This is a genomic window from Bacillus sp. FSL R5-0434, from assembly GCF_038004745.1.
GTDB lineage: Bacteria > Bacillota > Bacilli > Bacillales > Bacillaceae > Bacillus > Bacillus halotolerans.
This window is the reverse complement of the sequence record NZ_JBBORV010000001.1, coordinates 2,877,525-2,903,322: the sequence shown is the minus strand read 5'-3', so window position 1 is coordinate 2,903,322 and position 25,798 is coordinate 2,877,525. Positions and strand designations below refer to the sequence as shown.

The following is a 25,798-nucleotide window of genomic DNA, read 5'->3' as shown; positions in this document are numbered from 1 at the left end:
CCCCGTGAAAAAATAGTCAAATCCTGCCGATTTTGCACAAAAAGTTTTTGATTTCTGCTCAAAAAATGTTGGTTACATGGTATCATAATAACAATGAAAACGACAGTTTTTCTCAATACATATCCTGAAATCTTTCTGAATAAATAAAACACCCTGACAGATTAAGGTTAACAGCAAGGGGGCTCATTATGGAGTTTGTCATTGGATTATTAATTGTACTGCTCGCGCTGTTTGCGGCGGGCTACTTTTTCAGGAAAAAAATCTACACGGAAATTGATCGTTTGGAATCTTGGAAGATTGAAATTCTCAATCGATCGATAGTGGAAGAAATGTCCAAAATTAAACATCTGAAAATGACGGGGCAGACAGAAGAGTTCTTTGAGAAATGGCGTGAAGAATGGGATGAGATTGTCACTGCCCATATGCCGAAAGTTGAAGAGCTCCTTTATGATGCCGAAGAATGCGCGGACAAATACCGGTTTAAAAAAGCCAATCAAGTGCTCGTTCATATCGACGATCTCCTGACAGCGGCGGAATCGAACATTGAAAAGATACTCCGGGAAATCAGCAATCTCGTCACAAGTGAAGAAAAGAGCCGCGAAGAGATTGAACAGGTAAGAGAACGCTACTCAAAGTCCCGAAAAAACCTGCTGGCATACAGCCACCTTTACGGAGAGCTTTATGACAGCCTTGAAGCAGATCTTGACGAGATTTGGAGCGGGATCAAACAGTTTGAAGAAGAGACAGAGGGCGGGAACTATATTACTGCAAGAAAAGTTCTCCTTGAGCAGGACCGCAATCTAGAACGGCTTCAGTCGTACATAGATGATGTGCCGAAACTGTTAGCCGACTGCAAGCAGACGCTGCCGGGCCAGATTGCAAAGCTCAAAGACGGATATCGCGAAATGAAAGAGAAAGGGTATAAGCTTGAGCATATCCAGATTGATAAGGAACTGGAAAATCTGTCAAATCAGCTGAAACGGGCAGAACATGTTTTGATGACTGAGCTGGATATTGATGAAGCATCTGCCATACTGCAGCTCATAGACGAAAATATTCAATCTGTTTACCAGCAGCTCGAGGGTGAAGTTGAAGCAGGCCAATCTGTGTTAAGCAAAATGCCTGAGCTGATCATTGCTTACGATAAGCTGAAAGAAGAGAAGGAGCAGACAAAGGCGGAAACTGAACTGGTGAAGGAAAGCTACAGACTGACAGCTGGTGAGCTAGGCAAACAGCAGGCCTTTGAAAAGCGCATTGATGAAGTCGGCAAGCTGCTTGCGTCAGTAAAAGATAAGCTGGATGCAGAGCATGTCGCCTACTCTCTTTTAGTTGAAGAGGTCGCATCAATTGAGAAGCAGATTGAAGAAGTGAAAAAAGACCATACGGATTACCGTGAAAAGCTGCAGGCTCTTAGAAAAGAAGAACTGCAGGCGAGAGAGACGCTTGGCAATCTGAAAAAAACAATTTCTGAAACAGCAAGACTGCTGAAGACAAGCAACATCCCGGGCATCCCGAGTCATATTCAAGAGATGCTGGAAAACGCGCATCATCACATTCAAGAAACGGTCAATCAATTAAACGAAATTCCTTTAAATATGGAAGAGGCCGGAGCCCATCTGAAACAAGCGGAAGATATCGTGAACAGGGCAAGCCGGGAATCAGAGGAACTGGTAGAGCAGGTTATGCTGATTGAAAAAATCATTCAGTTCGGAAACCGATTCAGAAGCCAGAACCATATTTTATCTGAACAGCTGAAAGAAGCGGAAAGACGGTTTTACGCTTATGATTATGAAGAATCCTATGAAATTGCGGCTGCAGCTGTAGAGAAAGCTGCGCCAGGTGCTGTGAAAAAAATAAAAGCTGATTTATCCGCTTAAATTCAGATCGTAAAAAAGAGCCCGCAGTTTATGAGCGGGCTCTTTTTTATTAAAAAAACGCCTGCGCAGTAACGCAGGCGACCATAACATTAACTTATTTCTTTAAGCTGCTGTTTGGATGTACCGATGAAAAAGGTAAGAATATAGCCGATAATGGCGGCGATGATTCCAGGAATCACCCAGCCGATGCCAAGGCTGTATAGCGGCAGATTGTCATTTAAAAACGTATTTAGAGCTCCGAGCGAAAAGCCGGCTGCTTTTATTCCGTCTAAAATACTGAATAATCCTGTACCGATTAAGCATGCAATGTAAACTTCACGTCTTTCTTTAAAGAGCTTATCAATAAATGAAAGAACGATAATGACAATGGCAAGCGGATAAATAGCTGATAAAATAGGAACTGAAAAAGCGATAATTTGAGCAAGCCCGAAATTAGAAATCATCAGGCTGAATAAAGTGACGATGGTAACGACAACTTTATATGATAACGCAGGGATAAGCTTTGAAAAATATGTGCCGCAAGAAGTGACAAGCCCAACGCTTGTGGTTAAACACGCGACTGTGATAGCTGATCCAAGTACGATATTTCCTAATGAACCGAATAAATAATGGGACGATGCTGATAAAATTTTAGCTCCTTCACCAACAGGCCCGATTGCGTTTGTGCTTGTTGCACCTAGGTAGGCCAGAGAAACATAAATGAATGTCAGCCCTAATGCAGCAATTATTCCGGCTTTAATACAAGCTGCCGCAAGAGCTTTTGATTGTGTAACGCCTCTGCTTTTCACAGCATTTACAACGACAACACCAAATACGATTGAAGCAAGCGCGTCCATTGTTTTGTAGCCTTCCAAAAATCCTTTAAATACCGGTGTTCCTTTATATGCTTCCGTTACTGCACCTAAACCGCCCATTGGCGTGATAATCGCTTTGAGAACAATCACTAAAATAATTGTGAATTTAATTGGAGTAAGAATTTTTCCGATTCGATCCACGACTTTGGTTGGGTTTAGTGCTAAATAGTAAGTAATGCCGAAAAAGATGAGTGTAAAAATTAATAAAGACAGTCTTTCAGGAACGCCAGCCAGAAACGGAACTGCACCAATTTCATAAGAAACGGTTCCTGTTCTCGGGATGGCGAATAATGGTCCGATTGATAAATAAAGCACAACAGTAAATACTGTACCGAATGCAGGGTGAGCTTTATCAGCAAGTCCTTTAGCATCCTTGCCGGTTAATGCGATAGCGATAATTCCGAGAAGAGGCAGACCTACCCCGGTCAGTAAAAATCCGCCGATGGCTTTCCAGACATTGTGTCCGGCTGCTTGTCCAAGTTCCGGCGGATAAATCATATTTCCTGCTCCAAAGAATAGCGCAAATAGCATGAAACCAATAATAATGGTATCTTTGACAGGCAGTGAGTGTTTCATGAAAATCCTCCTAATAATTATGTTAAAATATTCTGTCAATTAATTGTCAGATAATATGACGAAACGAACAAATCTTATTATATGGTAAAAAATTTAGAAGTCAATACTAGCTTTTTGTAATTTTCTATTAAATTTTGTTATGGTAACATAAATATCATACCTTGTACCGCTTTCATAAAGGAGTAAAAAAAGATGATATATTTAGATAATAGTTCAACGACCAAACCTTATCATGAAGTCTTGAACGTTTATGAACAGACTAGCAGCCGATATTTTGGCAATCCTTCATCTTTGCACCGATATGGAGCCGAAACGGAACAGCTGCTTCAGGCAGCCAAAAATCAAATAAAAAGAGCCTTGGGCCTAAAGAATTATGATATTGTATTTACGTCAGGTGCTACAGAAGCTAATAATGTGGCTTTAAAAGGAGCCGCTTTGTCAAAGATAAAAACAGGCAAACATATCATTGCCACTTCTATCGAACATCCGTCCGTTACTGAATCTTTGGAGCAGCTGACAGAGCTATTCGGGTTTGAAGTAACTTATCTTTCAGTAAATGAAGATGGATTTGTGTCCATTAAGGAACTGAAAGATGCGATTCGGCCGGATACCGTGCTTGTCAGCATGATGCATGTGAACAATGAAGTTGGCTCCGTGCAGCCGATTGAAGAGGCTGGAGAAGTGCTGAAGCAGTATCCGAACATTCTGTTTCACGTCGATTATGTGCAAGGCATCTTTAAAGTTCCCTTGGCGATCGAGAATGCCGGCATTGATCTTTGTTCCATATCCGGCCATAAATTCCACGGACTGAAGGGGACAGGTGCACTTTTAGTAAAGGAAGGAACGCGTCTTATCCCGCTGATAACAGGCGGCTCTCAGCAAAAAGGCATACGTGCAGGAACTGAGCATACAGCAGGTGCGGTTTCACTGGCCAAAGCCATCAATCTCGCGGCTGATGATTATCATCATCACCTTGAAAGAATGGCGGCCGCAAAGGAATTGTTTATGAAAAAGCTGAGTGATTCAGACGGTGTTGTCTTAAATACTCCTCAAAGCAATAGCGCCCCGCATATCATTAATTTCTCTGTGCCGGGCATAAAAGCGGAGGTGCTTTTGCACATGCTGGAGGAAAAGGATATATTCGTTTCAACGACATCAGCCTGCTCGGCAAAGGAACATAAACCGAGCAAAGTCCTGTTACAGATGGGCAAGGGAGAGCAGATTGCCGGAAGCAGCATCAGAATCAGCTTAAACTACAGCCAGACAAGCGATGTGACAGAGCCATTTATGAACGCGCTTGTGCCTGGCATCAAAAAACTAAAAAAAATGATGAGGTAGAACATGAATTACGATCATATATTAATTCGTTTTGGGGAGATATCAACCAAAGGAAAAAACAGAAAAAGCTTTATTGAACGCTTAAAGCAAAACGTCAGGCTTGTCCTGAAAGACTATCCAACATTAAAATACTTTTCTAATCGGGATCGTATGACAATTACATTAAATGGAGTGGACCCTGAGGCTATTTTTCCTCACTTGAAACAAGTATTTGGCATTCAAAGCTTCAGCCTGGCTATTAAGTGTGAGAGCCGTCTTGATGATATTAAGACAACTGCCCTGCAGGCGATCAAGGATCAATATCAGCCTGGAGATACATTTAAAGTCGCGACAAAGAGAGCGCATAAACAGTTTGAATTAGATACAAATGAAATGAACGCTGAAATCGGCGGCCATATTTTGCGAAATACAGAAGGGCTGACAGTTGATGTCCGCAATCCAGACATTCCGCTCAGAATTGAAATCAGGGAGGAAGCAACCTTTTTGACGATTCGCAATGAAAAAGGAGCCGGCGGACTTCCTGTCGGTTCAGCAGGGAAAGCGATGCTGATGCTTTCCGGCGGTTTTGACAGCCCGGTAGCCGGTTTTTACGCAATGAAAAGAGGACTCTCAGTAGAAGCTGTCCATTTCTTCAGCCCGCCATACACAAGCGAACGTGCGAAACAAAAAGTGATGGACTTAGCGAAGTGTCTGTCTCGCTTCGGAGGAAGCATGACGCTTCATATCGTCCCGTTTACAAAGACGCAAGAGCTGATCCAAAAACAAATTCCTGAAAACTATACGATGACGGCAACCCGCCGCTTAATGCTTCAAATTGCCGACAGAATCAGAGAAAAAAGAAACGGGCTCGCGATTATTACGGGGGAAAGCCTCGGACAGGTAGCGAGCCAGACGCTTGAAAGCATGTACGCGATTAATGCGGTTACGTCTACACCGATTCTGCGTCCGTTAATCGCTATGGATAAAACAGAAATCATCGAAATATCACGGGAAATCGGCACATACGAAACAAGCATCCAGCCATTTGAAGATTGCTGCACGATCTTTACGCCGCCAAGCCCGAAAACACGCCCGAAAAAAGAAAAAATCGAACACTTTGAGAGCTTTGTGGATTTTGAACCGCTGATTCAAGAGGCGGTTGATCACATTGAAACAATGACATTATATAGCGAACAAGAAGCAAACGACAAATTCGCAGAACTCTTTTAACTAAGAGCCGGCTCCTGTATACAATTACCAAAGATTTTCTGTATGAAGCCATGTGTTTTAACACATTCTATACTCACAAGGAGGTGAGACACATGGCTAACAATAACTCAGGTAACAGCAACAACCTTTTAGTACCAGGAGCTGCTCAAGCTATCGACCAAATGAAATTGGAAATCGCTTCTGAATTCGGTGTAAACCTTGGAGCAGAAACAACTTCTCGCGCTAACGGTTCTGTTGGAGGAGAGATCACAAAACGTCTTGTATCTTTTGCTCAACAAAACATGGGCGGAGGACAATTCTAATTTACAATTTCACATAATGGCTTAGGAGTGGGGTTTTTCCCCACTCTTTTTCGTTTTTTTATAAAAAAGGACCAGCGGCCTATAAAAACCGATGTTTATGGAGCTTGTTTTTAGGCATATCCTTACGGAAACGGCATGTATTTATGTATAATGGGTGGAGAAAGTGAGGAGTTGTTCGTGTTGAAACGAGAAGATTTAATTGCCCCAATGGAATACAATTTAGTTAATGAAATCGAAAAGTTCAGTGCAACTGGACAAAAAACCGCCCTATTATGGGAGGATGAATCGGGCAAACAAAAATCATGGTCGTATGAAAAGCTTATGGAAGAAACAAATAAAATCGGTGCGGCTCTGGCTGATCTTGGATTTAAAAAGGGAGATAAACTGATTGTAATGGTGCCGCGTGTGCTCGAAGCCTATGCCGTTTATCTGGCTATCCTGAAATCGGGAATGGTCGTTATTCCTTGTTCTGAAATGCTTCGTGCGAAAGATCTTGAATACCGGATTGAACATGCCGAAGTGAAAGGCGCCATTGTTTATTCTGCTTTTATTGGCGCTTTCCGTGATGTCAGTACTGCAGACCGCCTGATTAAACTTTCTATTGGTGAAAATGATGCCGGATGGAAAAATCTATTAACGATTGATGCGGATGGAAGCCGTTTTCAAACTGCTGATACAACAAGAGAAGACATGGCGTTCTTGTCTTATACTTCCGGAACAACGGGACAGCCGAAAGGTGTTGTACATACACATGGATGGGCATTTGCTCATTTAAAAACATCTGCCGGTGCATGGCTTGATATTTCTGAACAGGATACCGTATGGGCGACTGCTGCGCCAGGCTGGCAAAAATGGGTATGGAGTCCGCTATTGGCGGTACTCGGAAGCGGAGCAACAGGTTTTGTGTATCAAGGCAGATTCAAAGCTGAAAAATATTTAGAGCTTTTAAACCGCTACAAAATCAATGTTTTCTGCTGTACGCCGACGGAATACCGTTTAATGGCAAAGGTCGAAGGCTTAGATAGCTACGATCTTTCAGCCCTGCACAGCGCTGTTTCAGCCGGTGAGCCGCTCAACCGCGAAGTGATTGACGTGTTCCAAAAGCATTTCGGCGTCAAGGTCAGAGACGGATACGGCCAAACAGAAAGCACGCTTTTAGTCGGTGTCTTAAAGGATATGGACATTAAACCGGGAAGCATGGGAAAACCGACACCGGGAAATCAGGTGGAGATCATCAATGAAAACGGTGAAATCTGCAAAACTGGTGAGGTTGGCGATATCGCTGTTCACCTCAGCACCCCGGCGCTCTTTAAAGAATATTTTAAAGATCCGGACAGAATGAAAACACAAATTCGCGGCGATTATTTCCTGACAGGAGACAGAGCAAGAAAAGATGAGGATGGTTACTTCTGGTTTGAAAGCCGGAATGACGATATCATTATCAGCTCCGGCTACACGATCGGGCCATTCGAAGTGGAAGATGCGCTCGTGAAGCACCCTGAAGTCAAAGAATGTGCTGTCGTCGCAAGCCCTGATGAAATAAGAGGCTCCATCGTTAAAGCATACGTTGTCCTGCAAGATCACAAAAAACGCAGTGATGAGCTTGTCAAAGTTCTGCAAAATCATGTGAAGACCATTACGGCTCCATACAAATATCCAAGAGAGATTGAATTTGTCGAAAGCCTGCCGAAAACGGCTTCTGCAAAAATCAGACGAGTGGAATTAAGAAAACGTGAAGAACAGCTCAAAGCCAATAAAAAGGCGTAAAGAAAGAGAGTGAACGTGAATGAAGGCGATATGGCACGGCGGTTTCATTTATACGATGCTCGAAGAAGGCCACCAAACGGAGGCTGTTTATGTTGAGGATGGTGTCATAAAAGGCACCGGCAGCTATGAGAGTCTGAAGAAGAAATACAGTTCACCGGAAACAAAAGACATCAGTTTGAACGGAGCAGTCATGTTTCCAGGATTTGTGGACAGCCATTTGCATCTGATCGGGCACGGAGAAAAACAGCTCCAGCTTGATCTGTCTTCGTTTACATCTAAAGAAGCTGTGCTGCAGGCTGCGAAGGCAAGAGAAGAGAGCCTGTCTGAAGACGATTGGCTCATTGGAGAGGGCTGGAATGAAAATCAATTCCAGAAGCCGGCTTATTTGACGAAGCATGACCTTGATCCTTTATTCCCGGACAGGCCCGTCCTGCTCAAGCGGGTATGCAGGCATGCAATAGCGGTCAATTCTGCGGCGCTGCAAGCCGCGGGAATTTCAAAAGCCACTCCTGATCCCGATGGCGGAGTGATTGGCAGAGATGCAGATGGCGAGCCGACTGGGCTTCTGTTTGATAAGGCGCAGGATCTGGTCCTGCAAGCCGTTCCGCCTGTATCTCAGCACTATGTTGATCAGGCGCTTACAGCGGCCATTCAGGATTGCTGGACAAAAGGCCTGACAGGCGGCCATTCGGAAGATTTGTCTTATTATGGCGATGTGTCCGTTCCGATGAATGCTTATGAGACGGCTGCGGCAAGCGGAAAGTATCCGTTTCGCTGTCATTTGCTCGTTCATCATGAAGCGGTTGATCGGTGGGAGCAAATGAAGAAGCCGTCTGGCCCGTACGTTGAATTCGGTGCGATGAAACTATTTTCTGATGGAGCGCTTGGCGGGAGAACAGCTTTGTTAAAAGAACCGTATCATGACGATCCTTCCACAAACGGTGTTCAAGTCCATGATGATGAAACACTCAGCCGCCTCGTTCAAAAAGCGAGAGAGAAAGGAATGGAGGTTGCCGTTCATGCCATTGGCGACCTTGCCTTTGAAAAAGTGCTGCAGGCTGTCGAGCAGCATCCGCCAAAAAGCGGCCGGCATGATCGCTTGATCCATGCGCAGGTGCTGAATGATGAGCTGATTGAAAAAGCAGCACGCATGCCGATTGCTCTTGATCTTCAGCCTCATTTTGTCGCCAGTGATTTTCCATGGGTGATTGACCGTCTTGGAGAAGACCGTATGAAAACAGCTTTTGCTTGGAAAACACTGATCTCTAAAGGCATTTTATGTGCAGGGGGTTCTGATGCTCCGATTGAGCCTGTTGAGCCGCTTCTCGGCATCCAGTCTGCGGTGCTCCGGACAAGCATCCGCGAACAGAACGGTCCGAGCTATAACGAAAGCGAGTGTTTAACAGTATATGAAGCTATCAGGCTTTATACAGCAGGAAGTGCTGAGATCATTTACAAAGAGCAGACACGGGGGAAAATAGCCGAAGGGTATGACGCGGATTTTACCGTTCTCAGTGAAGATCCGTTTACAATTGACCCGAAACAGCTTCATCTTTTAAAGATAGAAAAAACCGTTATCAACGGTCAGATTGTATATGAGAATCAACAGTAAAAAGGACAGGCGAATAGCCTGTCCTTTTCTTTTTTCTATAAAAATGTCCGTTTTACTTTCTCCCAAAATGAATTGTCCTTTAGTTTCACGGTTTTTATTTTTTTATCAGACAGCTTGATTTCAATCGTTTTCACGTTTCTTGTGCTGAGTGCTTCATTGTCCAAACCGATAATCGGGTGTTCATTTCCGGCTTGCACCACACGAAGCGTCAGCTTTCGTTCAGAGCTGAGGACAAACGGAGAGCCTAGAGTGCGGTAGGTATTATTGTTAAGCGAAGCAAGCTCCGTCACCTGCATGCAGGGAAGCAGCGGATCAACGACGGCTCCGGCCACAGACTTATTATAAGCTGTGCTGCCTGTAGGCGTGGAAATAATCATCCCGTCTCCTCTGAACGTTTCGAAGTGCAGATCGTCAATCAGCACATCCATCACAAAGGTTTTAATAATGCTCGAACGAATGGAAACTTCGTTTAAACAATGAAAAGGACTGGTCTGATCCACTGTCACTTCAATCAGCGGATATTTTCTGACCTCAATTTGTTCAAACGTCATCGCATCCACCATTTTTTCATGCTCATCACCATTAAAATCACAGTATAAATGAGCTTTCCCCTTTTTGGTGATGCCGACGTATAAGCAGTCGTCACGGAAATTCGTCTTTCTGACCGCCTGCAAAAATGTACCGTCTCCGCCTACACTGGCAATAATATTGGCGTCAGAAGGCTGATTGACAACAGTAAATCCGTTCTCTTCAGCCAATTGTGTTAAGGAGCTGACTTGTTTGTTTGTTTCCTGGTCCTGTTTGTGAAAAAAATAAACATTACGGCGATGATCGGTCATATCCCATTTCCCCTTTGCTGTCATATTTAAGTTTTTCTGCCATCCAGTATTTGTGATAAAATACCTTTGGTCATAAGTGTACCACGTTTGCCGGCAGCCCGTTAAGCCGGAGCTTTCTCATCAATGAAACATTTTTTCATTTGAATCGTATAATGAGAGAGTTTGGGAAAAAGGAGGAGAAAAAATGAATGCAAAAAGATGGATCGCATTAGTGATCGCCCTTGGAATTTTTGGCGTGTCCATCATCGTCAGTATCTCAATGAGTTTCTTTGAAAGTGTCAAGGGTGCTCAAACAGACCTTACGTCACTGACAGATGAATCCCAGGAAGTGACGCTTGAAAACGGAAGCCTTTCCAGCAAAATCGCCGTTTTGGAGGTCAGCGGCACCATTCAGGATAATGGTGATTCAAGCAGTCTGCTCGGTTCAGACGGGTATAACCACCGAACATTCTTAAAAAATCTTGAGCAGGCAAAAGAGGATGATGCGGTTAAAGGGATCGTACTCAAGGTAAACTCTCCGGGAGGCGGAGTGTATGAAAGTGCCGAAATACATAAAAAACTGGAAGAAGTAAAAAAAGAAACAAAAAAACCAATCTATGTGTCAATGGGATCGATGGCAGCTTCCGGAGGTTATTATATCTCAACAGCTGCCGATAAAATTTTTGCCACACCGGAAACCCTGACAGGATCTCTTGGGGTTATCATGGAGAGCGTGAATTACTCAAAGCTGGCTGATAAGCTCGGCATCTCTTTTGAGACCATTAAAAGCGGGGCTCACAAGGACATTATGTCTCCTTCCCGTGAGATGACAAAAGAAGAAAAAAATATCATGCAATCTATGGTTGATAACTCCTATGAAGGCTTTATTGATGTCATTTCGGAAGGCCGCGGCATATCGAAAGCGGAAGTAAAGAAAATCGCGGACGGGCGCGTGTATGACGGGCGGCAGGCGAAAAAACTGAACCTTGTGGATGAACTCGGATTTTATGATGATACAATTGCGGCCATGAAAAAGGACCATAAAAACTTGAAAAACGCTTCTGTCATCTCTTACGAGGAAAGCTTCGGATTAGGCTCTCTGTTTTCCATGGGAGCGAACAAGATGTTTAAAAGTGAAATTGATTTTCTGAATATGAGAGAAGTTCTTTCACAATCCGGTTCGCCGAGAATGATGTATCTCTATGCGAAGTAGGAGGGATCAATAATGGATGCGACATATGAAGAGTTAGAGCGCAGCGACATCGCAGGCCCGGATCAAGCGGAACAGCTCACACACGCATATGCGGGCTTTTGGGTCCGTTTTTGGGCTTTCCTGCTTGATTGGCTCGTTGTGTGGGGGGTAAACCATTTAATCGTTTCTCCCATCTTTACTTTACTGGATCTGCCGAAAACATCCGGCATGTTCACCATCTCAGCGTACAGCATCACAACGCTTTTCGTTTATCTGGCATACTTTGCGCTGATGACCAAATACTTCAGACAAACGCTCGGAAAAATGGTGTTCGGCCTTAAAGTAATTTCTGTCAAGCAGGGCCATAAGCTGACATGGAGCACTGTGATTTTCCGTGAAGTGGTCGGGCGGTATATTGATAAAATTTGGATTTTATATATCATCGTCGCTTTTTCTCCTAAAAAACAGGGGATTCACGATTACATTGCTGATACAACTGTGGTGCACGAAAAATTATATCGTAAATAACAGCTAAACCCGGACCCCGTCCGGGTTTATTTTTTGCTGAATGGGCGATAATGCTTCCTAGAGGAAGTGAAAGAATATGGTATATGTGCTGTCAGCCATTCTTATTCTTATAGGTATCGTGCTGCTTCTCAGAATGAAAATTCATGTTGCCGCGGAGTATCTTCATGCTGAGGATAATGACAAAATAACCTTGAAAATTACAACGCTGTTTGGCCTGGTTCGGATTAAAAAAACAATTCCGGCGATTAAGGTGAACAAAGATGACGGAACAGTCGATATCAGACAGAACACAAAATCGAAAGTGAAAAAAAGCAGCAGCAAGAAAAAAATTACGTTTGATGATGTGCAGCAAAGCATCAATAAAATTGAAATGCTTCTGCATCATGTCACTAAGTTAAGGAAAATCAGCGCCTCTTTTATAGCGCATTTGCATATCACAAAACTCGAATGGATCACAGTTGTCGGGGTTCATGACGCAGCAGTGACAGGTGTGTTAACGGGTGCCGTATGGGGAGTCAAAGGCGGTATCGCAGCTATGCTTCATGACCATTTAGACTTTGTGAACAAGCCTGTTTATGAAGTGATTCCATCGTTTCAAGTCCCTGTTTCCAAGACCCATTTTCAGTGTATATTCTTTTTTCGCTTTGGACATGCTATGCTTGCAGCTTTCAAATTCGTCAAATACGGACGGGAGCTTTCTGTATTAAAGAAAAATCCGTCGGCTCGAATGACTTCAAAGAATGATTCATCAGTTTAAGGAGGAAGCGTATATGGCAGACCATCCCATCCAAGGTTTAATGAAAACCGCAATGGAAAACTTGAAGGAAATGATTGATGTTAACACAATCATCGGGGATCCGGTTGAAACACCGGATGGAAGCGTGATTTTAACCGTTTCTAAAGTCGGATTCGGATTCGCCGCAGGCGGCAGCGAGTTTGGCGGCAAGCCGGCTGAGAAAAAATCGGAAGACGATGAAACAAGAGAACAAAAACTGCCCTTCGGAGGCGGAAGCGGAGGCGGTGTGTCCATTACGCCGATCGCGTTTTTAATTGTCGGTTCGACTGGCATCAGAATGCTTCATTTAGATGAAAATACACATTTGATTGAGAAAATTCTAGACGCAGCCCCTCAAACACTGGAACGCATACAGCAAATGTTTAAGAAAAATAACAAGAATCAAAACCAAGGCCAAAATCAAAACCAAATGAACAATATGAATTATTAAAGAAGGGTTAACTGCGGCGGCCGCAGTTAACTTTTTTTTGGCATAAACTTTGCAGTTTGCAAGAAACTTTACTATGATAGAGACATACATACGAAAGGGAGGAATTATAATGGCTGAAATTACATTCAAAGGCGGTCCTGTTACGCTTGTCGGACAAGAAGTGAAAGTAGGGGATCAAGCTCCTGATTTCACAGTGCTGACAAACAGCCTTGAAGAAAAATCGTTAGCTGACATGAAAGGAAAAGTAACGATTATTTCTGTTATCCCTTCAATTGACACAGGCGTTTGCGATGCACAAACCCGCCGCTTTAATGAAGAGGCTGCAAAGCTTGGAGATGTCAACATTTACACAATCAGTGCGGACCTTCCATTTGCACAGGCGCGCTGGTGCGGAGCAAACGGAATTGACAAAGTAGAAACTCTGTCAGACCACAAAGACATGTCATTTGGCGAAGCGTTCGGTGTATACATAAAAGAACTTCGTCTGCTTGCGCGTTCCGTATTTGTGCTTGATGAGAACGGAAAAGTCGTTTACGCTGAATATGTAAGCGAAGCAACGAACCACCCGAATTATGAAGAGCCGATTGAGGCTGCCAAGGCATTATTGAAGTAAGCAGGTGAAAAAAGCTCCAGGCTGCCGCCGGAGCTTTTTTCATGGCAAGGAGGAACACATTATGCAAAACGATCATGTAGGTGCGGTATACGGGCTGCTGGATGATGCCGCGATCATCATAAAAAATGAATTGCAGATTTCATATATAGAAGCGCTTGCCGAAGCGGGAGAAATGTATTTTCTTGAAAAAACGGATCAGCTGAAGCTGCCGAATGAGAAGGCTGAAAAGCTTCAAGCACTGCTTGAAAAAGCCGAATTTGACACATATGAGCACGAATGGGTGCGCAAAGCATTCCAGCTTGCCGTCCTAAAGGGATTAAAGGATATATCCCATCCAAACAGACAAATGACACCAGACACAATCGGGCTTTTTATCAGTTATCTGGTAAATAAGTTTATGGCAGGAAAAAAGGAGTTAACGCTTCTTGATCCGGCTGTCGGAACGGGAAATCTTCTGTTCACCGTGTTAAACCAGCTGTCTGAAAATACGGCGAAAAGCTATGGCATAGAGATAGATGACGTGCTCTTGAAAATCGCCTATGACCAGGCGAACCTTCTGAAAAAAGAGCTGGAACTGTTCCACCAGGACAGCCTCGAGCCGCTGTTTATCGATCCGGTTGACACAGTGATATGCGATCTGCCGGTTGGCTATTATCCGAATGACGAAGGGGCAAAAGCCTTTCAACTGAAAGCGGATGAAGGCCATTCCTTCGCCCATCATTTGTTTATTGAGCAAAGCGTCAAGCATACGAAACCGGGCGGCTACCTGTTCTTTATGATCCCTAATCATTTGTTTGAAAGCTCTCAAAGCGACAAGCTGAAGCAGTTTTTCAAGGACAAGGTTCATATCAATGCACTATTGCAGCTGCCGAAATCAATTTTTAAAGACGAAGCCCATGCCAAAAGCATCCTTGTGCTTCAGAAAACAGATGAAGAGACGAAAGCGCCGAACCAAATTCTGCTTGCGAATCTGCCGTCTTTCTCCAACCAGAAGGCGATGCTCGACATGATGGCGCAAATAGATGCGTGGTTTACTAAGGAAAAATAGAAATGCAAAAACAGTTTGAGCGTCCGTCATATGAGGAAGCTTAAGCTGTTTTTTTGATGAATATCTGGGGGCAGATAAACGAATTGAATAGGGTTTCAAAACACAAAATACGAAAGGAGAAACTGCAGAATGTAAGCGTTAATCAATGTTAAGCGCATAGGTAATGTGTCTGAAAATAACGACTTCTTATTGTAAGCGTTATCAATACACAAGTTGACTTGAAAAGCCGACATGACAATGTTTAAATGGAAAAGTCAGATATTTTTCGGGAGAAAATGATGATTCACCCGGGAAAAAAGTACGAAAAACGAAGATGTTGATACAGAGTAAAAAGGAGCGTCAATCATGTCCAAAATTATTGCAATTAACGCAGGAAGCTCGTCTTTGAAATTTCAGCTTTTCGAAATGCCTTCAGAAACCGTTTTAACGAAGGGCTTAGTTGAACGAATCGGTATCGCCGACAGTGTGTTCACGATTTCTGTAAACGGCGAAAAAAATACAGAAGTAACTGATATACCTGATCATGCGGTAGCGGTTAAAATGCTGCTTAATAAGCTGACAGAATTCGGCATTATCAAAGATTTAAATGAAATTGACGGAATTGGACACCGTGTGGTACACGGCGGAGAAAAATTCAGCGATTCCGTTTTATTAACGGACGAAACAATTCAGGAGATCGAAGATATTTCTGAATTAGCGCCGCTGCACAACCCGGCAAATATCGTCGGAATTAAAGCCTTCAAAGAAGTGCTTCCAAATGTTCCTGCGGTTGCTGTTTTTGATACGGCATTCCATCAGACAATGCCTGAGCAGTCTTACCTGTACAGCCTGCCATACGAATACTATGAAAAATTCGGTATCCGTAAATACGGCTTCCACGGCACTTCTCATAAATATGTGACTGAGCGTGCGGCAGAGCTTCTCGGCCGTCCGTTAAAAGATTTACGCCTGATTTCCTGCCACCTTGGCAACGGCGCGAGTATTGCAGCTGTTGAAGGCGGAAAATCAATTGATACATCTATGGGCTTCACGCCGCTTGCCGGTGTTGCAATGGGTACACGCTCTGGAAACATCGACCCTGCCCTTATCCCATACATTATGGAGAAAACAGGCCAGACAGCTGACGAAGTACTGAATACATTAAACAAAAAAAGCGGACTGCTTGGCATCTCCGGTTTCTCAAGCGATCTTCGTGACATCGTTGAAGCAACGAAACAAGGAAATGAGCGCGCGGAAACTGCGCTTGAAGTCTTTGCGAGCCGCATCCACAAATACATCGGTTCTTACGCTGCCAGAATGAGCGGTGTGGATGCGATTATCTTTACTGCCGGTATCGGTGAAAACAGCGTAGAAGTCAGAGAACGCGTTCTTCGCGGTCTGGAGTTTATGGGTGTATACTGGGATCCTGCGCTTAATAACGTACGCGGTGAGGAAGCGTTCATCAGCTACCCTCATTCTCCAGTAAAAGTTATGATCATTCCGACTGATGAGGAAGTCATGATTGCACGAGACGTTGTTCGTTTAGCTAAATAATGCAAAAAGCACATTCACTTGAATGTGCTTTTTTGTTGAAGCATCATAAAGGTAGACAAAAATACAAAGAGGTGAGCCAATGAGCGTTCAAGAGCATAAACAAGAAGCACCCGATATTGTCCGGTGCAAAGTGATTACTGTCAGTGATACGAGAACGGAAGAAACGGATAAAAGCGGCAGGCTGATGATCTCATTTTTAGAAGAAGCAGGCCATCAGATCGTTGCATATGAAATTGTAAAAGACGAAAAGGATGCCCTGCAGCGGTCTGTCTTAGCGGGATGCATGGATGATCAGACGGACGCGGTCCTCTTAAACGGCGGGACGGGTATTGCAAAGAGGGACGTCACCATTGAAGCCATTTCACCGTTGTTTTCTAAAGAGCTGCCCGGCTTTGGAGAAATATTCAGGATGCTCAGTTATACAGAAGACATCGGCTCCAGTGCGATCATGTCGAGAGCCACAGCCGGCGTTATCCAACATACAGCCGTTTTTTCAACGCCAGGCTCCAGCGGTGCGGTAAAGCTGGCGATGAATAAGCTGATTATTCCGGAAATCGCCCATGTGGTCAGAGAAATCAGAAAAGACAAGTAAATGAATAAATACTACGAAACTTCACCTGGAAAAATGGGTGAAGTTTTTTTAATAAAAGGCTTGAAAAAAAGGAACTTACTTGTTAAAGTGTATACATACAAAATGTATTTTTATTAAATATAATTTATTTTTATACAAAAGAAACAGGGTTGAGAGGAGATTTTTATCATGGCAGAACAGAAAAAAGTCGTATTAGCATACTCAGGGGGTCTCGATACTTCCGTCGCGATAAAATGGCTTCAAGAGCAAGGGTATAATGTCATCGCCTGCTGTCTGGATGTCGGCGAAGGCAAGGACTTGGCGTTTGTTCAGCAAAAAGCGCTTGAAGTCGGCGCAACAAATTCTTACGTGATCGATGCAAAAGAAGAATTCGCCCAGGATTACGCGCTGTTATCTTTGCAGGCTCACACGATGTATGAAGGGAAATATCCGCTCGTGTCCGCATTGTCTCGACCGCTTATTGCAAAAAAATTAGTCGAGATCGCAGAAAAAGAAGAGGCGCAGGCAATTGCGCACGGATGCACAGGGAAAGGAAATGACCAGGTGCGTTTTGAGGTATCAATTAAATCATTGAATCCTGACCTTGAAGTCATCGCTCCGGTTCGGGAATGGCAATGGTCTCGTGAAGAAGAAATTGAATATGCGGCAAGCCGCGGCATTCCGATTCCGATTAATCTTGACAGCCCATATTCCATTGATCAAAACCTTTGGGGACGCGCAAATGAGTGCGGCATTTTAGAAGATCCGTGGGCTGCTCCGCCAGAAGGAGCATACGACCTTACAGCGCCGCTGGAAAAAACACCGGATACACCGGAAGTGATAGAAATCGCATTTGAACAAGGCGTGCCTGTATCCATCGACGGCGTCTCTTACTCACTTTCTGAATTAATTTTAAAACTGAACGAAATTGCAGGCGCGCATGGTGTCGGACGTATCGACCACGTGGAAAACCGCCTTGTCGGCATTAAATCCCGTGAAGTATACGAATGTCCGGGTGCGATGACGCTTATCAAAGCACACAAAGAACTGGAAGATTTGACATTAGTGAAAGAGGTCGCGCACTTTAAACCGGCCATCGAACAAAAGCTGTCAGAAATCATTTACAACGGCTTATGGTTCTCACCTTTAAAAGACGCGCTGCACGCTTTCTTAAAAGAAACGCAAAAACACGTTACAGGCATCGTTCGCGTGAAGCTGTTTAAAGGCCATGCGATTGTAGAGGGGCGTAAATCAGAATACTCTCTATATGATGAAAAACTTGCAACATATACAAAAGACGATGCGTTTGATCACCATGCGGCAATCGGATTTATCGAGCTTTGGGGACTTCCGACAAAAGTGAACAGCATCGTGAAAAAGAAGGAGCAGATTAAAGCATGAAGAAGCTTTGGGGAGGCCGATTCCAAAAAACACCGGAAAAATGGGTCGACGAATTCGGCGCGTCCATATCATTTGACCAACATTTAGTGACCGAAGACATTACAGGGTCTCTCGCACATGCTGCCATGCTGAAAAAATGCGGTATCCTGACAGAAGAAGAAGAGCTGAAAATCCGTGAGGGACTGAATGCCCTTTTGCAAAAAGCAGAAGACGGGGCATTAGAGTTCTCAGTTGATTATGAAGATATTCATTTGAACATTGAGAAAATGCTGATTGACGAAATCGGCCCTGTCGGCGGCAAGCTGCATACCGGAAGAAGCCGGAATGACCAGGTGGCAACTGACATGCATTTATACCTGAAAAACCATGTCGCTCACATTATCGAGCTGCTAGAGGCATTCCAAGGCGCGCTTATTGATAAGGCAGAAGCAAATATTGAAACCATTCTGCCGGGCTACACTCATCTTCAGCGCGCCCAGCCGATTTCATTCGCTCACCATCTGCTTGCGTATTTCTGGATGCTGGAGCGCGACAAGGAACGTTTTCAGGATTCAATGAAGCGGATCAACAAATCTCCGCTCGGCTGCGGAGCGCTCGCGGGTACCACCTTCCCGATCGATCGTGAGTATTCAGCAGAGCTGCTCGGCTTTGATTCCATTTATGAAAACAGCCTCGACGGCGTCAGCGACAGAGATTTCATTTTGGAATTTTTAAGCAATAGCAGCATGCTGATGATGCACCTTTCCCGTTTCTCTGAAGAAATCATTCTGTGGTGCTCGCAGGAGTTTAAATTCATTGAGCTAGATGATACGTATGCAACGGGAAGCAGCATGATGCCGCAGAAGAAAAACCCGGATATGGCAGAGCTGATCCGCGGCAAAACAGGGCGCGTGTACGGTGACATGATGGGGCTGTTTACGATCATGAAAGGCCTTCCGCTCGCTTATAACAAAGACCTGCAGGAAGACAAAGAAGGCATGTTTGACACGGTGAAAACGGTCGAAGGCAGCCTGCAAATCTTCACAGGCATGATTCAAACAATGACTGTTAACAAAGACGTCATGAAGCAAGCGACAAAACAAGACTTTTCAAATGCGACGGAACTGGCTGATTATTTAGCGAAGAAGGGAATGCCATTCAGAGAAGCGCACGAAGTGGTCGGAAAGCTTGTGTACACATGCATCGAAAAAGGAATCTATTTAAGCGACATGCCGTTTGACGATTTTCAGAAGGCGAGCGATCTCTTCGAAGAGGATATTTACACTGTTTTGGATCCTTATCATGCGGTCGAAAAAAGAATGAGCGCAGGAGGCACGGGCTTCAAACAGGTAGAGGAGGCGCTCGTAAAGGCGAAAGCTTGCGTGGCTGCCGGAGTTTGTTAAAATTTCCTTCATAAAATCCCGCCATTATAGCCAACCTACCTCTATAATGATGGGAGGCAGAAGGATGAAAAAAGAACCGGAACGCTATATTTATGATGAACAAGAAAGCCAGGAGACAACAAGGCTCATTTCCGAAGCATATCAAAGCGGTTATGTGGATATCCCGGATCAAGAGCCTTCATCTTCTGCGGAATAAGCTGTCTATTATAGGCAGCTTTTTTTGTATGGCAAAGTGTAAAAAGTGATATTGCCGGCCTTTTATAGTAAAGTAGAAGAAGAAACACTTTATTGAAAAGCGGCGACGTTGCTTTGGGAGGTATTCATGTGCGACATGCTTTAATTACTGCCGGTTCGAAGGGATTAGGCCGCAAAGTGACTGAAACATTGCTTGCAAAGGGGTATTCAGTAACAGTGAATTACAGGCAGGATGAAGAGGCAGTAAACCGCCTGAAGGAAGCCTGTCCTGATTACCTTGACCGGCTGCAATTTGTAAAAGGTGATGTCACCAAAAAAGAAGATTTGCTGCGCATCGCAGACGCTGCCTTGGACCGCTTCGGAAGAATCGACTTTTTGATTAACAACGCGGGGCCATACATATTTGAACGAAAAAAGTTAGCTGATTATACCGATGACGAATGGTACGGTATGCTGGAAGGGAATTTAAGCGCCGTCTTTCACTTATTCAAAGCAGTTATTCCGGTCATGAGAAAACAGCAATTCGGGCGTATCATCACGTACGGATTTCAAGGCGCGGCACACGCACCCGGCTGGCTTCACCGCTCCGCTTTCGGCGCCGCAAAAGTGGGATTGGCTTCTTTAACAAAAACAATCGCGATAGAAGAAGCTGAATCGGGCATAACCGCTAATATGGTTTGCCCGGGCGACATTGTCGGCGACATGAAGGAAGCGTCAATTGAGGAAGCCAGACAGCGTATCGGCAAAGAAAAAACGCCGATAGGAAGATCCGGCACCGGTGAAGATATCGCCAGAATCATTGCCTTTTTGTGTGAAGAGAACTCAGACCTGGTGACAGGAACTGTAATTGAAGCAACCGGGGGCCTCAATGTGATTAATAAGAATCAATCCACATAAGTTTTTCAGCATCTTAAAAAGGGAAAATGAAAACATCAAAAACAAAGTGACGAGGTGAAGGAAATGAAAGTAACGTATCACGGACATTCTGTAGTTGCAGTAGAAACGAATGACCACCATATTTTATTTGACCCGTTTTTGACAGGAAATTCGTTAACCGATTTAAAGCCGGAGGATGCAAAAGCGGACGCTATCTTATTGACTCACGGCCACAATGACCACGTGGGCGACACTGAGCAAATCGCAAAGGAAAATAACGCGCTGGTTGTGGCACCCAATGAGCTGGCTGTATATTTGGGATGGAAAGGGTTAAATGTTCACCCTATGCACATCGGCGGCTCCCATCAGTTTGATTTTGGGAAAGTGAAGCTTACACAGGCCTTTCATGGATCTGCCATCACTGACGAAGAAAATAAAACGATCACCTACACAGGCATGCCATCCGGTATTCTGCTGACTGTTGAAGGCAAAACGATCTTCCACGCCGGCGATACGGCTCTTTTCTCTGACATGAAGCTGATCGGGGAGCTGAACCATATTGATCTTGCCTTCCTGCCGATCGGCGACAACTTTACGATGGGGCCTGAAGACGCCAAACTAGCTGCAGAATGGCTGCGGGCAAAACAAGTTGTACCGGTTCATTACAATACATTCCCGGTCATCGAGCAAGACCCGGAAGCATTTGCAGACAGCCTGCCGGGCGGAGTCGGAAAAGTCATGGCCGTCGGTGAATCGATTGAGCTTTAAACGCTGAAAGCATCTCCTGAAAATCAGGAGATGCTTTTTATTTTTCGTGCGGAATGACCGTTGTCATTTCTGCCATTTATAATTCGGAACTGACCGCAGTTTTCAGCTCTTGGCTGCGCTGATGGAAGCAGTTGTTAATTCGATCAATTAAGTCCTTTGTCGCGCTGTCAAAATGTTTTTCTTTTCTGTTTGTCAAAAGCCCTATAGGCGGTGATATGTCTAGATTGATAATGGGGATGACTTTTGTGCCTTTCAGCGGTTTAGAATGTGCCGTACTGGTGAAGATTGAAATACCAATATTTTCTCGCACGTAATATTCATGTGCCATGCTGCTTGTGAGCTCCATTTTCTTGTAATGATTACTAAATGCCTTATGCAAGTGCTGTTCAATTTGAATACGAATGGGGCAATTGGCAGGCGTAAATATAAAACATTCGCCTTCTAAATCAGATAAATGAACAGCTTTTTTCTCAGCGAGCCGATGACGATCAGATACAATTAAATTTAAAGTGTCATAAAAAAACGGGTGGTAATAATTTTCAAGAATCAGTTCCGGTTCGCCGCAGACTGCAAAGTCAATAGTGCCGTCTAAGAGCTTTTGGCTGCAGGTATTGGCGTCATCTACGTTTACATTAACCGTTATCTTTGGATAATCATTTAAGAAATCCCTCAGAATATCAGGAAATATGAAGCTTGCAGTCGGCTCTGAAATGCCTACATTGATAATGCCGGCATCCCCTTCCTTTAAGTCGGAAAGAGTGTGCGTAAGCGCCTCGTATTGAGTTAAAAGATCCCCTGTTTTTTCGAAAAAGAGTCTTCCGGCTTTTGTCAGCTGCAGGTGTTTTCCCCGTTCAAACAATTGCACGCCTAAATCCTGCTCTAATTGCTTCATGCGCATCGATATTGTCGGCTGTGAATAGTTTAATATTTCCGCAGCCTTATAGAAGCTTCCGAATGTAACAATCGTATGAAACGTTTTAATTGAGCGAAACTCCAATGTGCTTCTCCCCCTGTCTTTTCATCATTACATTTTCTGAACTCAAGGATTATTTTTTTTGATTAGTCAAACATGAAAGTATGCTTTATAGTATAAACAATAAAAGCTTAGTAAACAAATAGGAATTGTATATTTTGTGGAGGAGAGTGCTCAAAATGAGTGAGGATATTTTTCGATTGGCAACTGTTGAAGATGCACCGGAGTTTTTAAAACTGGTTAACAGCGCCTTTCAGCCAATTCGGCAGCTGGATATTGATTGGCCTTCCACAAGAGCTGACATACATATGGTGTCAGAAAATATCAAAAATCATTCAGCAGTTGTGCTGGAGCGGGACGGCAAGCTCATCTCAACGATTACCATCCGGTTTCCATGGGAGAATGAAGCGCCCCCTTCAAAATATCCATTTGTATGGTGGTTTGCAACGCTGCCGGAATATAAAGGGAAAGGCGTCGGCAGTAAGCTGCTGACGTATGTTGAGGAAAAAGTGCTGCGGGATATGCTGAAGGCACCGGCGCTGACGCTCGGCACCTCGGCGCGCAAGCATCCGTGGCTCGTCGATATGTACAGAAGGAGAGGGTATGAAGTGTATTTTGAGCAGGAGAAAGATGGGGATATAGGTGTCATGATGCATAAGGTTCTGATTCCGGAACGATTTGAGCCGTCGCTTTTAGGCACTCCCAGCTGGGCATAATGAGAGGCAGCCTATGAATAAGCGAATGAGAATAGCTTTTCTGCTGTCAGTATTTGGATTACTGGCTGGGTGCGGACAGGAAACAAACGGGAAAACGGATAGTCAGGCTCAAACGATCATTGTCGGCACTGGAACAGATTTTCCGAATATTGCATTTTTAAATGAAAAAGGCGATTTGACCGGGTACGATATTGAAGTGATGAAAGCCATCGATAAACAATTGCCTCAATATACCTTCGAATTTAAGACGATGGATTTCTCAAATCTTCTGACGAGTCTTGGAAATAAAAAAATTGATGTGATCGCCCACAATATGGCCAAAAACAAAGAGCGCGAAAAACGTTTTTTGTATCATAAAGTGCCGTATAACTATTCGCCGATGTATATCACCGTGAGAGAGGATAATAACAAGATTCATACATTAAAAGATTTACACGGAAAAACAGTCATTGTCGGTGCCACGTCGAATGCAGCGGATTATATCACGACGTACAACAAAGCTCACGGCAATCCGATTCATCTGAAATACGCCGGGCAGGGAAGCAATGACACGGCCAATCAAATTGAAACCGGCCGTGCCGACGCAACCATATCCACACCGTTTGCGGTCGACTTTCAAAATAAAACGCACGCTTTCCGTCAAAGGACAGTCGGTGATGTGTTATTGGATACTGAGGTATATTTCATGTTCAATAAAGGCAGTCAAACCTTAGCTGATGATACGGATCAAGCCATTAAAAAGCTGGAGAAAGACGGAACGTTAAAAAGGCTGAGTCAAAAATGGCTCGGCGCAGATTACTCAAAATCAAGTTTTAAAAATAAATGAAGCTGAAAATGAGGCGATAAGATGAGGACAAAAGCAGCTGTCATGACAATATTGTTTGCCGTTACAACAGTCCTTTCGGCTTGCGGCGGCAGCCAAACAACGGGGGCTGGAGAAAAGAAGGTGCAGACGATTACGGTCGGAACCGGGACCCAATTTCCGAATATTTGCTTTATTAATGATGATGGCGATTTGACCGGTTATGATGTCGAGCTGGTCAAAGAGATTGATAAGCGTCTGCCGAATTATAAATTCACTTTCAAAACGATGGAATTTTCCAACCTGCTTGTCAGTCTCGGCCAGCATAAAGTCGATATCGTGGCACATCAAATGGAGAAAAGCGAAGAGCGTGAAAAAAAGTTTCTCTTTAACGAGGTCGCCTACAATCATTTCCCTTTAAAAATAACCGTCCTTCAAGATAACGATACCATTCACGGGATTGAAGATTTAAAAGGGAAACGGGTCATTACAAGCGCAACCTCAAACGGCGCGCTTGTGTTGAAAAAATGGAATGAGAAACATGGCGACCCATTCGAGATTGCCTATGCGGGCCAAGGTTCAAACGATGCCGCGAACCAGCTGCAGTCAGGCCGTGCCGACGCGACAATCTCAACGCCTTTTGCAGTGGATTTTCAAAACAAAACGAGCGCGATAAAAGAAAAAACGGTCGGTGATGCGCTCTCCAATGCCAAAGTGTATTTTATGTTTAACAAAAATGAACAAACGTTACGTAAAAACATTGACAAAGCATTACAGGAAATCATTGATGACGGAACACTGAAAGAGCTCAGTTTAAAATGGCTGAGCGACGATTATTCCAAGGAACAGTATTGAGTATAAAGAGAGGGAGCCGTGATGGAAAAAGCGTTTGATATCAGCATGATTGCAGATTTTGTACCGACCTTAATCGGCTATCTGCCGGTTACATTATACATTTTAACGCTGTCATTGCTATTCGGGTTTGTATTGGGGCTCTTTTTAGCGCTGCCCCGCATCTATAACTTTCCTATTGTAAATCAATTTGCAAGAGTGTATATCTCGTTTTTCAGAGGTACACCTGTTATGGTGCAGCTTTTTATCGTGTTTTATGGCATACCGGCGCTGACGGGGGTGATAGGGATTGATACATCAAAAATGGATCCGTTTTATGCCGCTGTTGCAACATACGCGTTAAGCAATGCCGCAGCAGCAGCTGAAATCATTCGAGCAGGGGCGGGCAGTGTTGATAAAGGCCAAACGGAAGCGGCGTACAGTATTGGTCTCAGCGGAAGGCAGGCTTTCAGGCGCATCGTTCTGCCCCAGGCCTTTGTGCAGGCTTTTCCGAATATGGGAAACATGGTGATCAGTTCTTTAAAAGATACGTCTCTTGCTTTTTCAATAGGTGTGATGGATATGTCGGGAAGGGGCCAAACACTGATTACCTCAAGCAATCATTCTCTTGAAGTGTACATTGCGCTATCCGTTGTTTATTATGCCGTAGCAGTTTTATTCGAAAGGTTCTTTACATTGGCCGAAAAACGAATCAAGAAGGATCAAAAACGACTTGTTACCGTTTTTGACATGAACATACATTGAAATATGTACGGGGACTAGGAGGGGA

The 25,798-nt window shown here is 44.0% G+C and carries 26 protein-coding genes; 23 read left to right on the top strand and 3 right to left on the bottom strand.

Annotated features, from left to right (window positions below; genetic code table 11):
* Positions 1–188: 188 nt before the first annotated feature.
* Positions 189–1,877 carry a septation ring formation regulator EzrA gene (gene ezrA, locus NYE43_RS15080; RefSeq protein WP_044153843.1) on the top strand — a complete coding sequence of 563 codons (1,689 nt, stop codon included), beginning with the start codon at positions 189–191 and terminating at the stop codon, positions 1,875–1,877.
* Between the two features lie 89 nt (positions 1,878–1,966).
* On the opposite strand, the gene brnQ is transcribed toward ezrA, so the two are convergent.
* Positions 1,967–3,307: a branched-chain amino acid transport system II carrier protein gene (brnQ, locus tag NYE43_RS15075; protein ID WP_095714206.1), complete on the bottom strand. Its 1,341-nt coding sequence runs from the start codon at positions 3,305–3,307 to the stop codon at positions 1,967–1,969.
* A 192-nt stretch (positions 3,308–3,499) separates the two neighbouring features.
* Here brnQ and NYE43_RS15070 point away from each other — a divergent pair, with 192 nt between their 5' ends.
* The 5 genes from NYE43_RS15070 (at position 3,500) to NYE43_RS15050 (ending at position 9,535) form a co-directional block, all read left to right on the top strand.
* Positions 3,500–4,645, top strand: coding sequence for a cysteine desulfurase family protein (locus tag NYE43_RS15070; protein ID WP_101860120.1), 1,146 nt, complete (start codon positions 3,500–3,502; stop codon positions 4,643–4,645).
* Positions 4,646–4,648: 3 nt separating this feature from the next.
* Complete coding sequence (thiI, locus tag NYE43_RS15065) at positions 4,649–5,854, top strand: tRNA uracil 4-sulfurtransferase ThiI (RefSeq protein ID WP_101860121.1); 1,206 nt, start codon at positions 4,649–4,651, stop codon at positions 5,852–5,854.
* Positions 5,855–5,946: 92 nt separating this feature from the next.
* A complete protein-coding gene (sspA, locus tag NYE43_RS15060) occupies positions 5,947–6,156 on the top strand; it encodes an alpha type acid-soluble spore protein SspA (RefSeq protein ID WP_014114778.1) in 210 nt (69 codons plus the stop codon).
* A gap of 177 nt (positions 6,157–6,333) precedes the next feature.
* A complete protein-coding gene (gene mbcS, locus NYE43_RS15055) occupies positions 6,334–7,923 on the top strand; it encodes an acyl-CoA synthetase MbcS (RefSeq protein WP_341062182.1) in 1,590 nt (529 codons plus the stop codon).
* A gap of 19 nt (positions 7,924–7,942) precedes the next feature.
* The gene (locus NYE43_RS15050; RefSeq protein WP_339233813.1) at positions 7,943–9,535 is read left to right on the top strand and encodes an amidohydrolase; all 1,593 of its coding nucleotides are present in this window, start codon (positions 7,943–7,945) and stop codon (positions 9,533–9,535) included.
* 35 nt (positions 9,536–9,570) lie between these two features.
* On the opposite strand, the gene NYE43_RS15045 is transcribed toward NYE43_RS15050, so the two are convergent.
* The gene (locus NYE43_RS15045) at positions 9,571–10,374 is read right to left on the bottom strand and encodes an NAD kinase (protein WP_254517833.1); all 804 of its coding nucleotides are present in this window, start codon (positions 10,372–10,374) and stop codon (positions 9,571–9,573) included.
* Positions 10,375–10,558: 184 nt separating this feature from the next.
* On the opposite strand from NYE43_RS15045, the gene sppA reads away from it, so the two are divergent.
* From sppA to NYE43_RS14980, 13 genes are all read left to right on the top strand, one after another.
* Entirely contained in the window at positions 10,559–11,566 is a 1,008-nt protein-coding gene (sppA, locus tag NYE43_RS15040) for a signal peptide peptidase SppA (protein WP_103671688.1), read from the top strand.
* Between the two features lie 12 nt (positions 11,567–11,578).
* On the top strand, positions 11,579–12,073 hold the full coding sequence (locus NYE43_RS15035; protein WP_101860124.1) for an RDD family protein: 495 nt from the start codon (positions 11,579–11,581) through the stop codon (positions 12,071–12,073).
* A gap of 76 nt (positions 12,074–12,149) precedes the next feature.
* Positions 12,150–12,830 (top strand): DUF2953 domain-containing protein, encoded by a 681-nt coding sequence (locus tag NYE43_RS15030; RefSeq protein WP_024122492.1) that lies wholly within the window; start codon positions 12,150–12,152, stop codon positions 12,828–12,830.
* 13 nt (positions 12,831–12,843) lie between these two features.
* Positions 12,844–13,299, top strand: coding sequence for a GerW family sporulation protein (ytfJ, locus tag NYE43_RS15025; protein WP_024122491.1), 456 nt, complete (start codon positions 12,844–12,846; stop codon positions 13,297–13,299).
* 109 nt (positions 13,300–13,408) lie between these two features.
* Positions 13,409–13,912: a thiol peroxidase gene (gene tpx / locus NYE43_RS15020; RefSeq protein ID WP_024122490.1), complete on the top strand. Its 504-nt coding sequence runs from the start codon at positions 13,409–13,411 to the stop codon at positions 13,910–13,912.
* A 61-nt stretch (positions 13,913–13,973) separates the two neighbouring features.
* Positions 13,974–14,960, top strand: coding sequence for a class I SAM-dependent methyltransferase (locus tag NYE43_RS15015; protein WP_198098538.1), 987 nt, complete (start codon positions 13,974–13,976; stop codon positions 14,958–14,960).
* A 345-nt stretch (positions 14,961–15,305) separates the two neighbouring features.
* Positions 15,306–16,493, top strand: coding sequence for an acetate kinase (locus NYE43_RS15010; protein ID WP_024122488.1), 1,188 nt, complete (start codon positions 15,306–15,308; stop codon positions 16,491–16,493).
* A 79-nt stretch (positions 16,494–16,572) separates the two neighbouring features.
* The gene (locus NYE43_RS15005) at positions 16,573–17,085 is read left to right on the top strand and encodes a MogA/MoaB family molybdenum cofactor biosynthesis protein (RefSeq protein ID WP_103671691.1); all 513 of its coding nucleotides are present in this window, start codon (positions 16,573–16,575) and stop codon (positions 17,083–17,085) included.
* 168 nt (positions 17,086–17,253) lie between these two features.
* Positions 17,254–18,465: an argininosuccinate synthase gene (locus tag NYE43_RS15000; protein ID WP_024122485.1), complete on the top strand. Its 1,212-nt coding sequence runs from the start codon at positions 17,254–17,256 to the stop codon at positions 18,463–18,465.
* Entirely contained in the window at positions 18,462–19,847 is a 1,386-nt protein-coding gene (argH, locus tag NYE43_RS14995; protein ID WP_095714214.1) for an argininosuccinate lyase, read from the top strand. Before NYE43_RS15000 ends, argH begins: the two co-directional genes overlap by 4 nt.
* A 64-nt stretch (positions 19,848–19,911) precedes the next feature.
* Positions 19,912–20,043 (top strand): hypothetical protein, encoded by a 132-nt coding sequence (locus NYE43_RS14990; RefSeq protein WP_010335290.1) that lies wholly within the window; start codon positions 19,912–19,914, stop codon positions 20,041–20,043.
* Positions 20,044–20,171: 128 nt separating this feature from the next.
* Positions 20,172–20,939, top strand: coding sequence for an SDR family oxidoreductase (locus NYE43_RS14985; protein ID WP_059335663.1), 768 nt, complete (start codon positions 20,172–20,174; stop codon positions 20,937–20,939).
* A gap of 63 nt (positions 20,940–21,002) precedes the next feature.
* Positions 21,003–21,686, top strand: a complete 684-nt coding sequence (locus tag NYE43_RS14980) for a metal-dependent hydrolase (protein WP_127696648.1) — start codon at positions 21,003–21,005, stop codon at positions 21,684–21,686.
* A gap of 76 nt (positions 21,687–21,762) precedes the next feature.
* Here NYE43_RS14980 and NYE43_RS14975 read toward each other — a convergent pair whose 3' ends face one another.
* A complete protein-coding gene (locus NYE43_RS14975) occupies positions 21,763–22,683 on the bottom strand; it encodes a LysR family transcriptional regulator (protein WP_095714215.1) in 921 nt (306 codons plus the stop codon).
* A 155-nt stretch (positions 22,684–22,838) separates the two neighbouring features.
* On the opposite strand from NYE43_RS14975, the gene NYE43_RS14970 reads away from it, so the two are divergent.
* The 4 genes from NYE43_RS14970 to NYE43_RS14955 are packed head-to-tail and all read left to right on the top strand — an operon-like array spanning position 22,839 to position 25,773.
* On the top strand, positions 22,839–23,375 hold the full coding sequence (locus NYE43_RS14970) for a GNAT family N-acetyltransferase (RefSeq protein WP_024122480.1): 537 nt from the start codon (positions 22,839–22,841) through the stop codon (positions 23,373–23,375).
* 13 nt (positions 23,376–23,388) lie between these two features.
* Complete coding sequence (locus tag NYE43_RS14965; protein ID WP_341062181.1) at positions 23,389–24,201, top strand: amino acid ABC transporter substrate-binding protein; 813 nt, start codon at positions 23,389–23,391, stop codon at positions 24,199–24,201.
* Between the two features lie 21 nt (positions 24,202–24,222).
* Positions 24,223–25,032 (top strand): amino acid ABC transporter substrate-binding protein, encoded by an 810-nt coding sequence (locus NYE43_RS14960; protein ID WP_268497915.1) that lies wholly within the window; start codon positions 24,223–24,225, stop codon positions 25,030–25,032.
* 21 nt (positions 25,033–25,053) lie between these two features.
* Complete coding sequence (locus tag NYE43_RS14955) at positions 25,054–25,773, top strand: amino acid ABC transporter permease (RefSeq protein WP_024122477.1); 720 nt, start codon at positions 25,054–25,056, stop codon at positions 25,771–25,773.
* Positions 25,774–25,798 lie beyond the last annotated feature (25 nt).

What these genes read in the sequence shown, in the direction of transcription:
- ezrA (WP_044153843.1), top strand. Translation starts at nt 189, where the DNA reads ATGGAGTTTGTCATTGGATTATTAATTGTACTGCTCGCGCTGTTTGCG.
- brnQ (WP_095714206.1), bottom strand. Translation starts at nt 3,307, where the DNA reads ATGAAACACTCACTGCCTGTCAAAGATACCATTATTATTGGTTTCATG.
- NYE43_RS15070 (WP_101860120.1), top strand. Translation starts at nt 3,500, where the DNA reads ATGATATATTTAGATAATAGTTCAACGACCAAACCTTATCATGAAGTC.
- thiI (WP_101860121.1), top strand. Translation starts at nt 4,649, where the DNA reads ATGAATTACGATCATATATTAATTCGTTTTGGGGAGATATCAACCAAA.
- sspA (WP_014114778.1), top strand. Translation starts at nt 5,947, where the DNA reads ATGGCTAACAATAACTCAGGTAACAGCAACAACCTTTTAGTACCAGGA.
- NYE43_RS15050 (WP_339233813.1), top strand. Translation starts at nt 7,943, where the DNA reads ATGAAGGCGATATGGCACGGCGGTTTCATTTATACGATGCTCGAAGAA.
- NYE43_RS15045 (WP_254517833.1), bottom strand. Translation starts at nt 10,374, where the DNA reads ATGACCGATCATCGCCGTAATGTTTATTTTTTTCACAAACAGGACCAG.
- sppA (WP_103671688.1), top strand. Translation starts at nt 10,559, where the DNA reads ATGAATGCAAAAAGATGGATCGCATTAGTGATCGCCCTTGGAATTTTT.
- NYE43_RS15035 (WP_101860124.1), top strand. Translation starts at nt 11,579, where the DNA reads ATGGATGCGACATATGAAGAGTTAGAGCGCAGCGACATCGCAGGCCCG.
- NYE43_RS15030 (WP_024122492.1), top strand. Translation starts at nt 12,150, where the DNA reads ATGGTATATGTGCTGTCAGCCATTCTTATTCTTATAGGTATCGTGCTG.
- ytfJ (WP_024122491.1), top strand. Translation starts at nt 12,844, where the DNA reads ATGGCAGACCATCCCATCCAAGGTTTAATGAAAACCGCAATGGAAAAC.
- tpx (WP_024122490.1), top strand. Translation starts at nt 13,409, where the DNA reads ATGGCTGAAATTACATTCAAAGGCGGTCCTGTTACGCTTGTCGGACAA.
- NYE43_RS15015 (WP_198098538.1), top strand. Translation starts at nt 13,974, where the DNA reads ATGCAAAACGATCATGTAGGTGCGGTATACGGGCTGCTGGATGATGCC.
- NYE43_RS15010 (WP_024122488.1), top strand. Translation starts at nt 15,306, where the DNA reads ATGTCCAAAATTATTGCAATTAACGCAGGAAGCTCGTCTTTGAAATTT.
- NYE43_RS15005 (WP_103671691.1), top strand. Translation starts at nt 16,573, where the DNA reads ATGAGCGTTCAAGAGCATAAACAAGAAGCACCCGATATTGTCCGGTGC.
- NYE43_RS15000 (WP_024122485.1), top strand. Translation starts at nt 17,254, where the DNA reads ATGGCAGAACAGAAAAAAGTCGTATTAGCATACTCAGGGGGTCTCGAT.
- argH (WP_095714214.1), top strand. Translation starts at nt 18,462, where the DNA reads ATGAAGAAGCTTTGGGGAGGCCGATTCCAAAAAACACCGGAAAAATGG.
- NYE43_RS14990 (WP_010335290.1), top strand. Translation starts at nt 19,912, where the DNA reads ATGAAAAAAGAACCGGAACGCTATATTTATGATGAACAAGAAAGCCAG.
- NYE43_RS14980 (WP_127696648.1), top strand. Translation starts at nt 21,003, where the DNA reads ATGAAAGTAACGTATCACGGACATTCTGTAGTTGCAGTAGAAACGAAT.
- NYE43_RS14970 (WP_024122480.1), top strand. Translation starts at nt 22,839, where the DNA reads ATGAGTGAGGATATTTTTCGATTGGCAACTGTTGAAGATGCACCGGAG.
- NYE43_RS14965 (WP_341062181.1), top strand. Translation starts at nt 23,389, where the DNA reads ATGAATAAGCGAATGAGAATAGCTTTTCTGCTGTCAGTATTTGGATTA.
- NYE43_RS14960 (WP_268497915.1), top strand. Translation starts at nt 24,223, where the DNA reads ATGAGGACAAAAGCAGCTGTCATGACAATATTGTTTGCCGTTACAACA.
- NYE43_RS14955 (WP_024122477.1), top strand. Translation starts at nt 25,054, where the DNA reads ATGGAAAAAGCGTTTGATATCAGCATGATTGCAGATTTTGTACCGACC.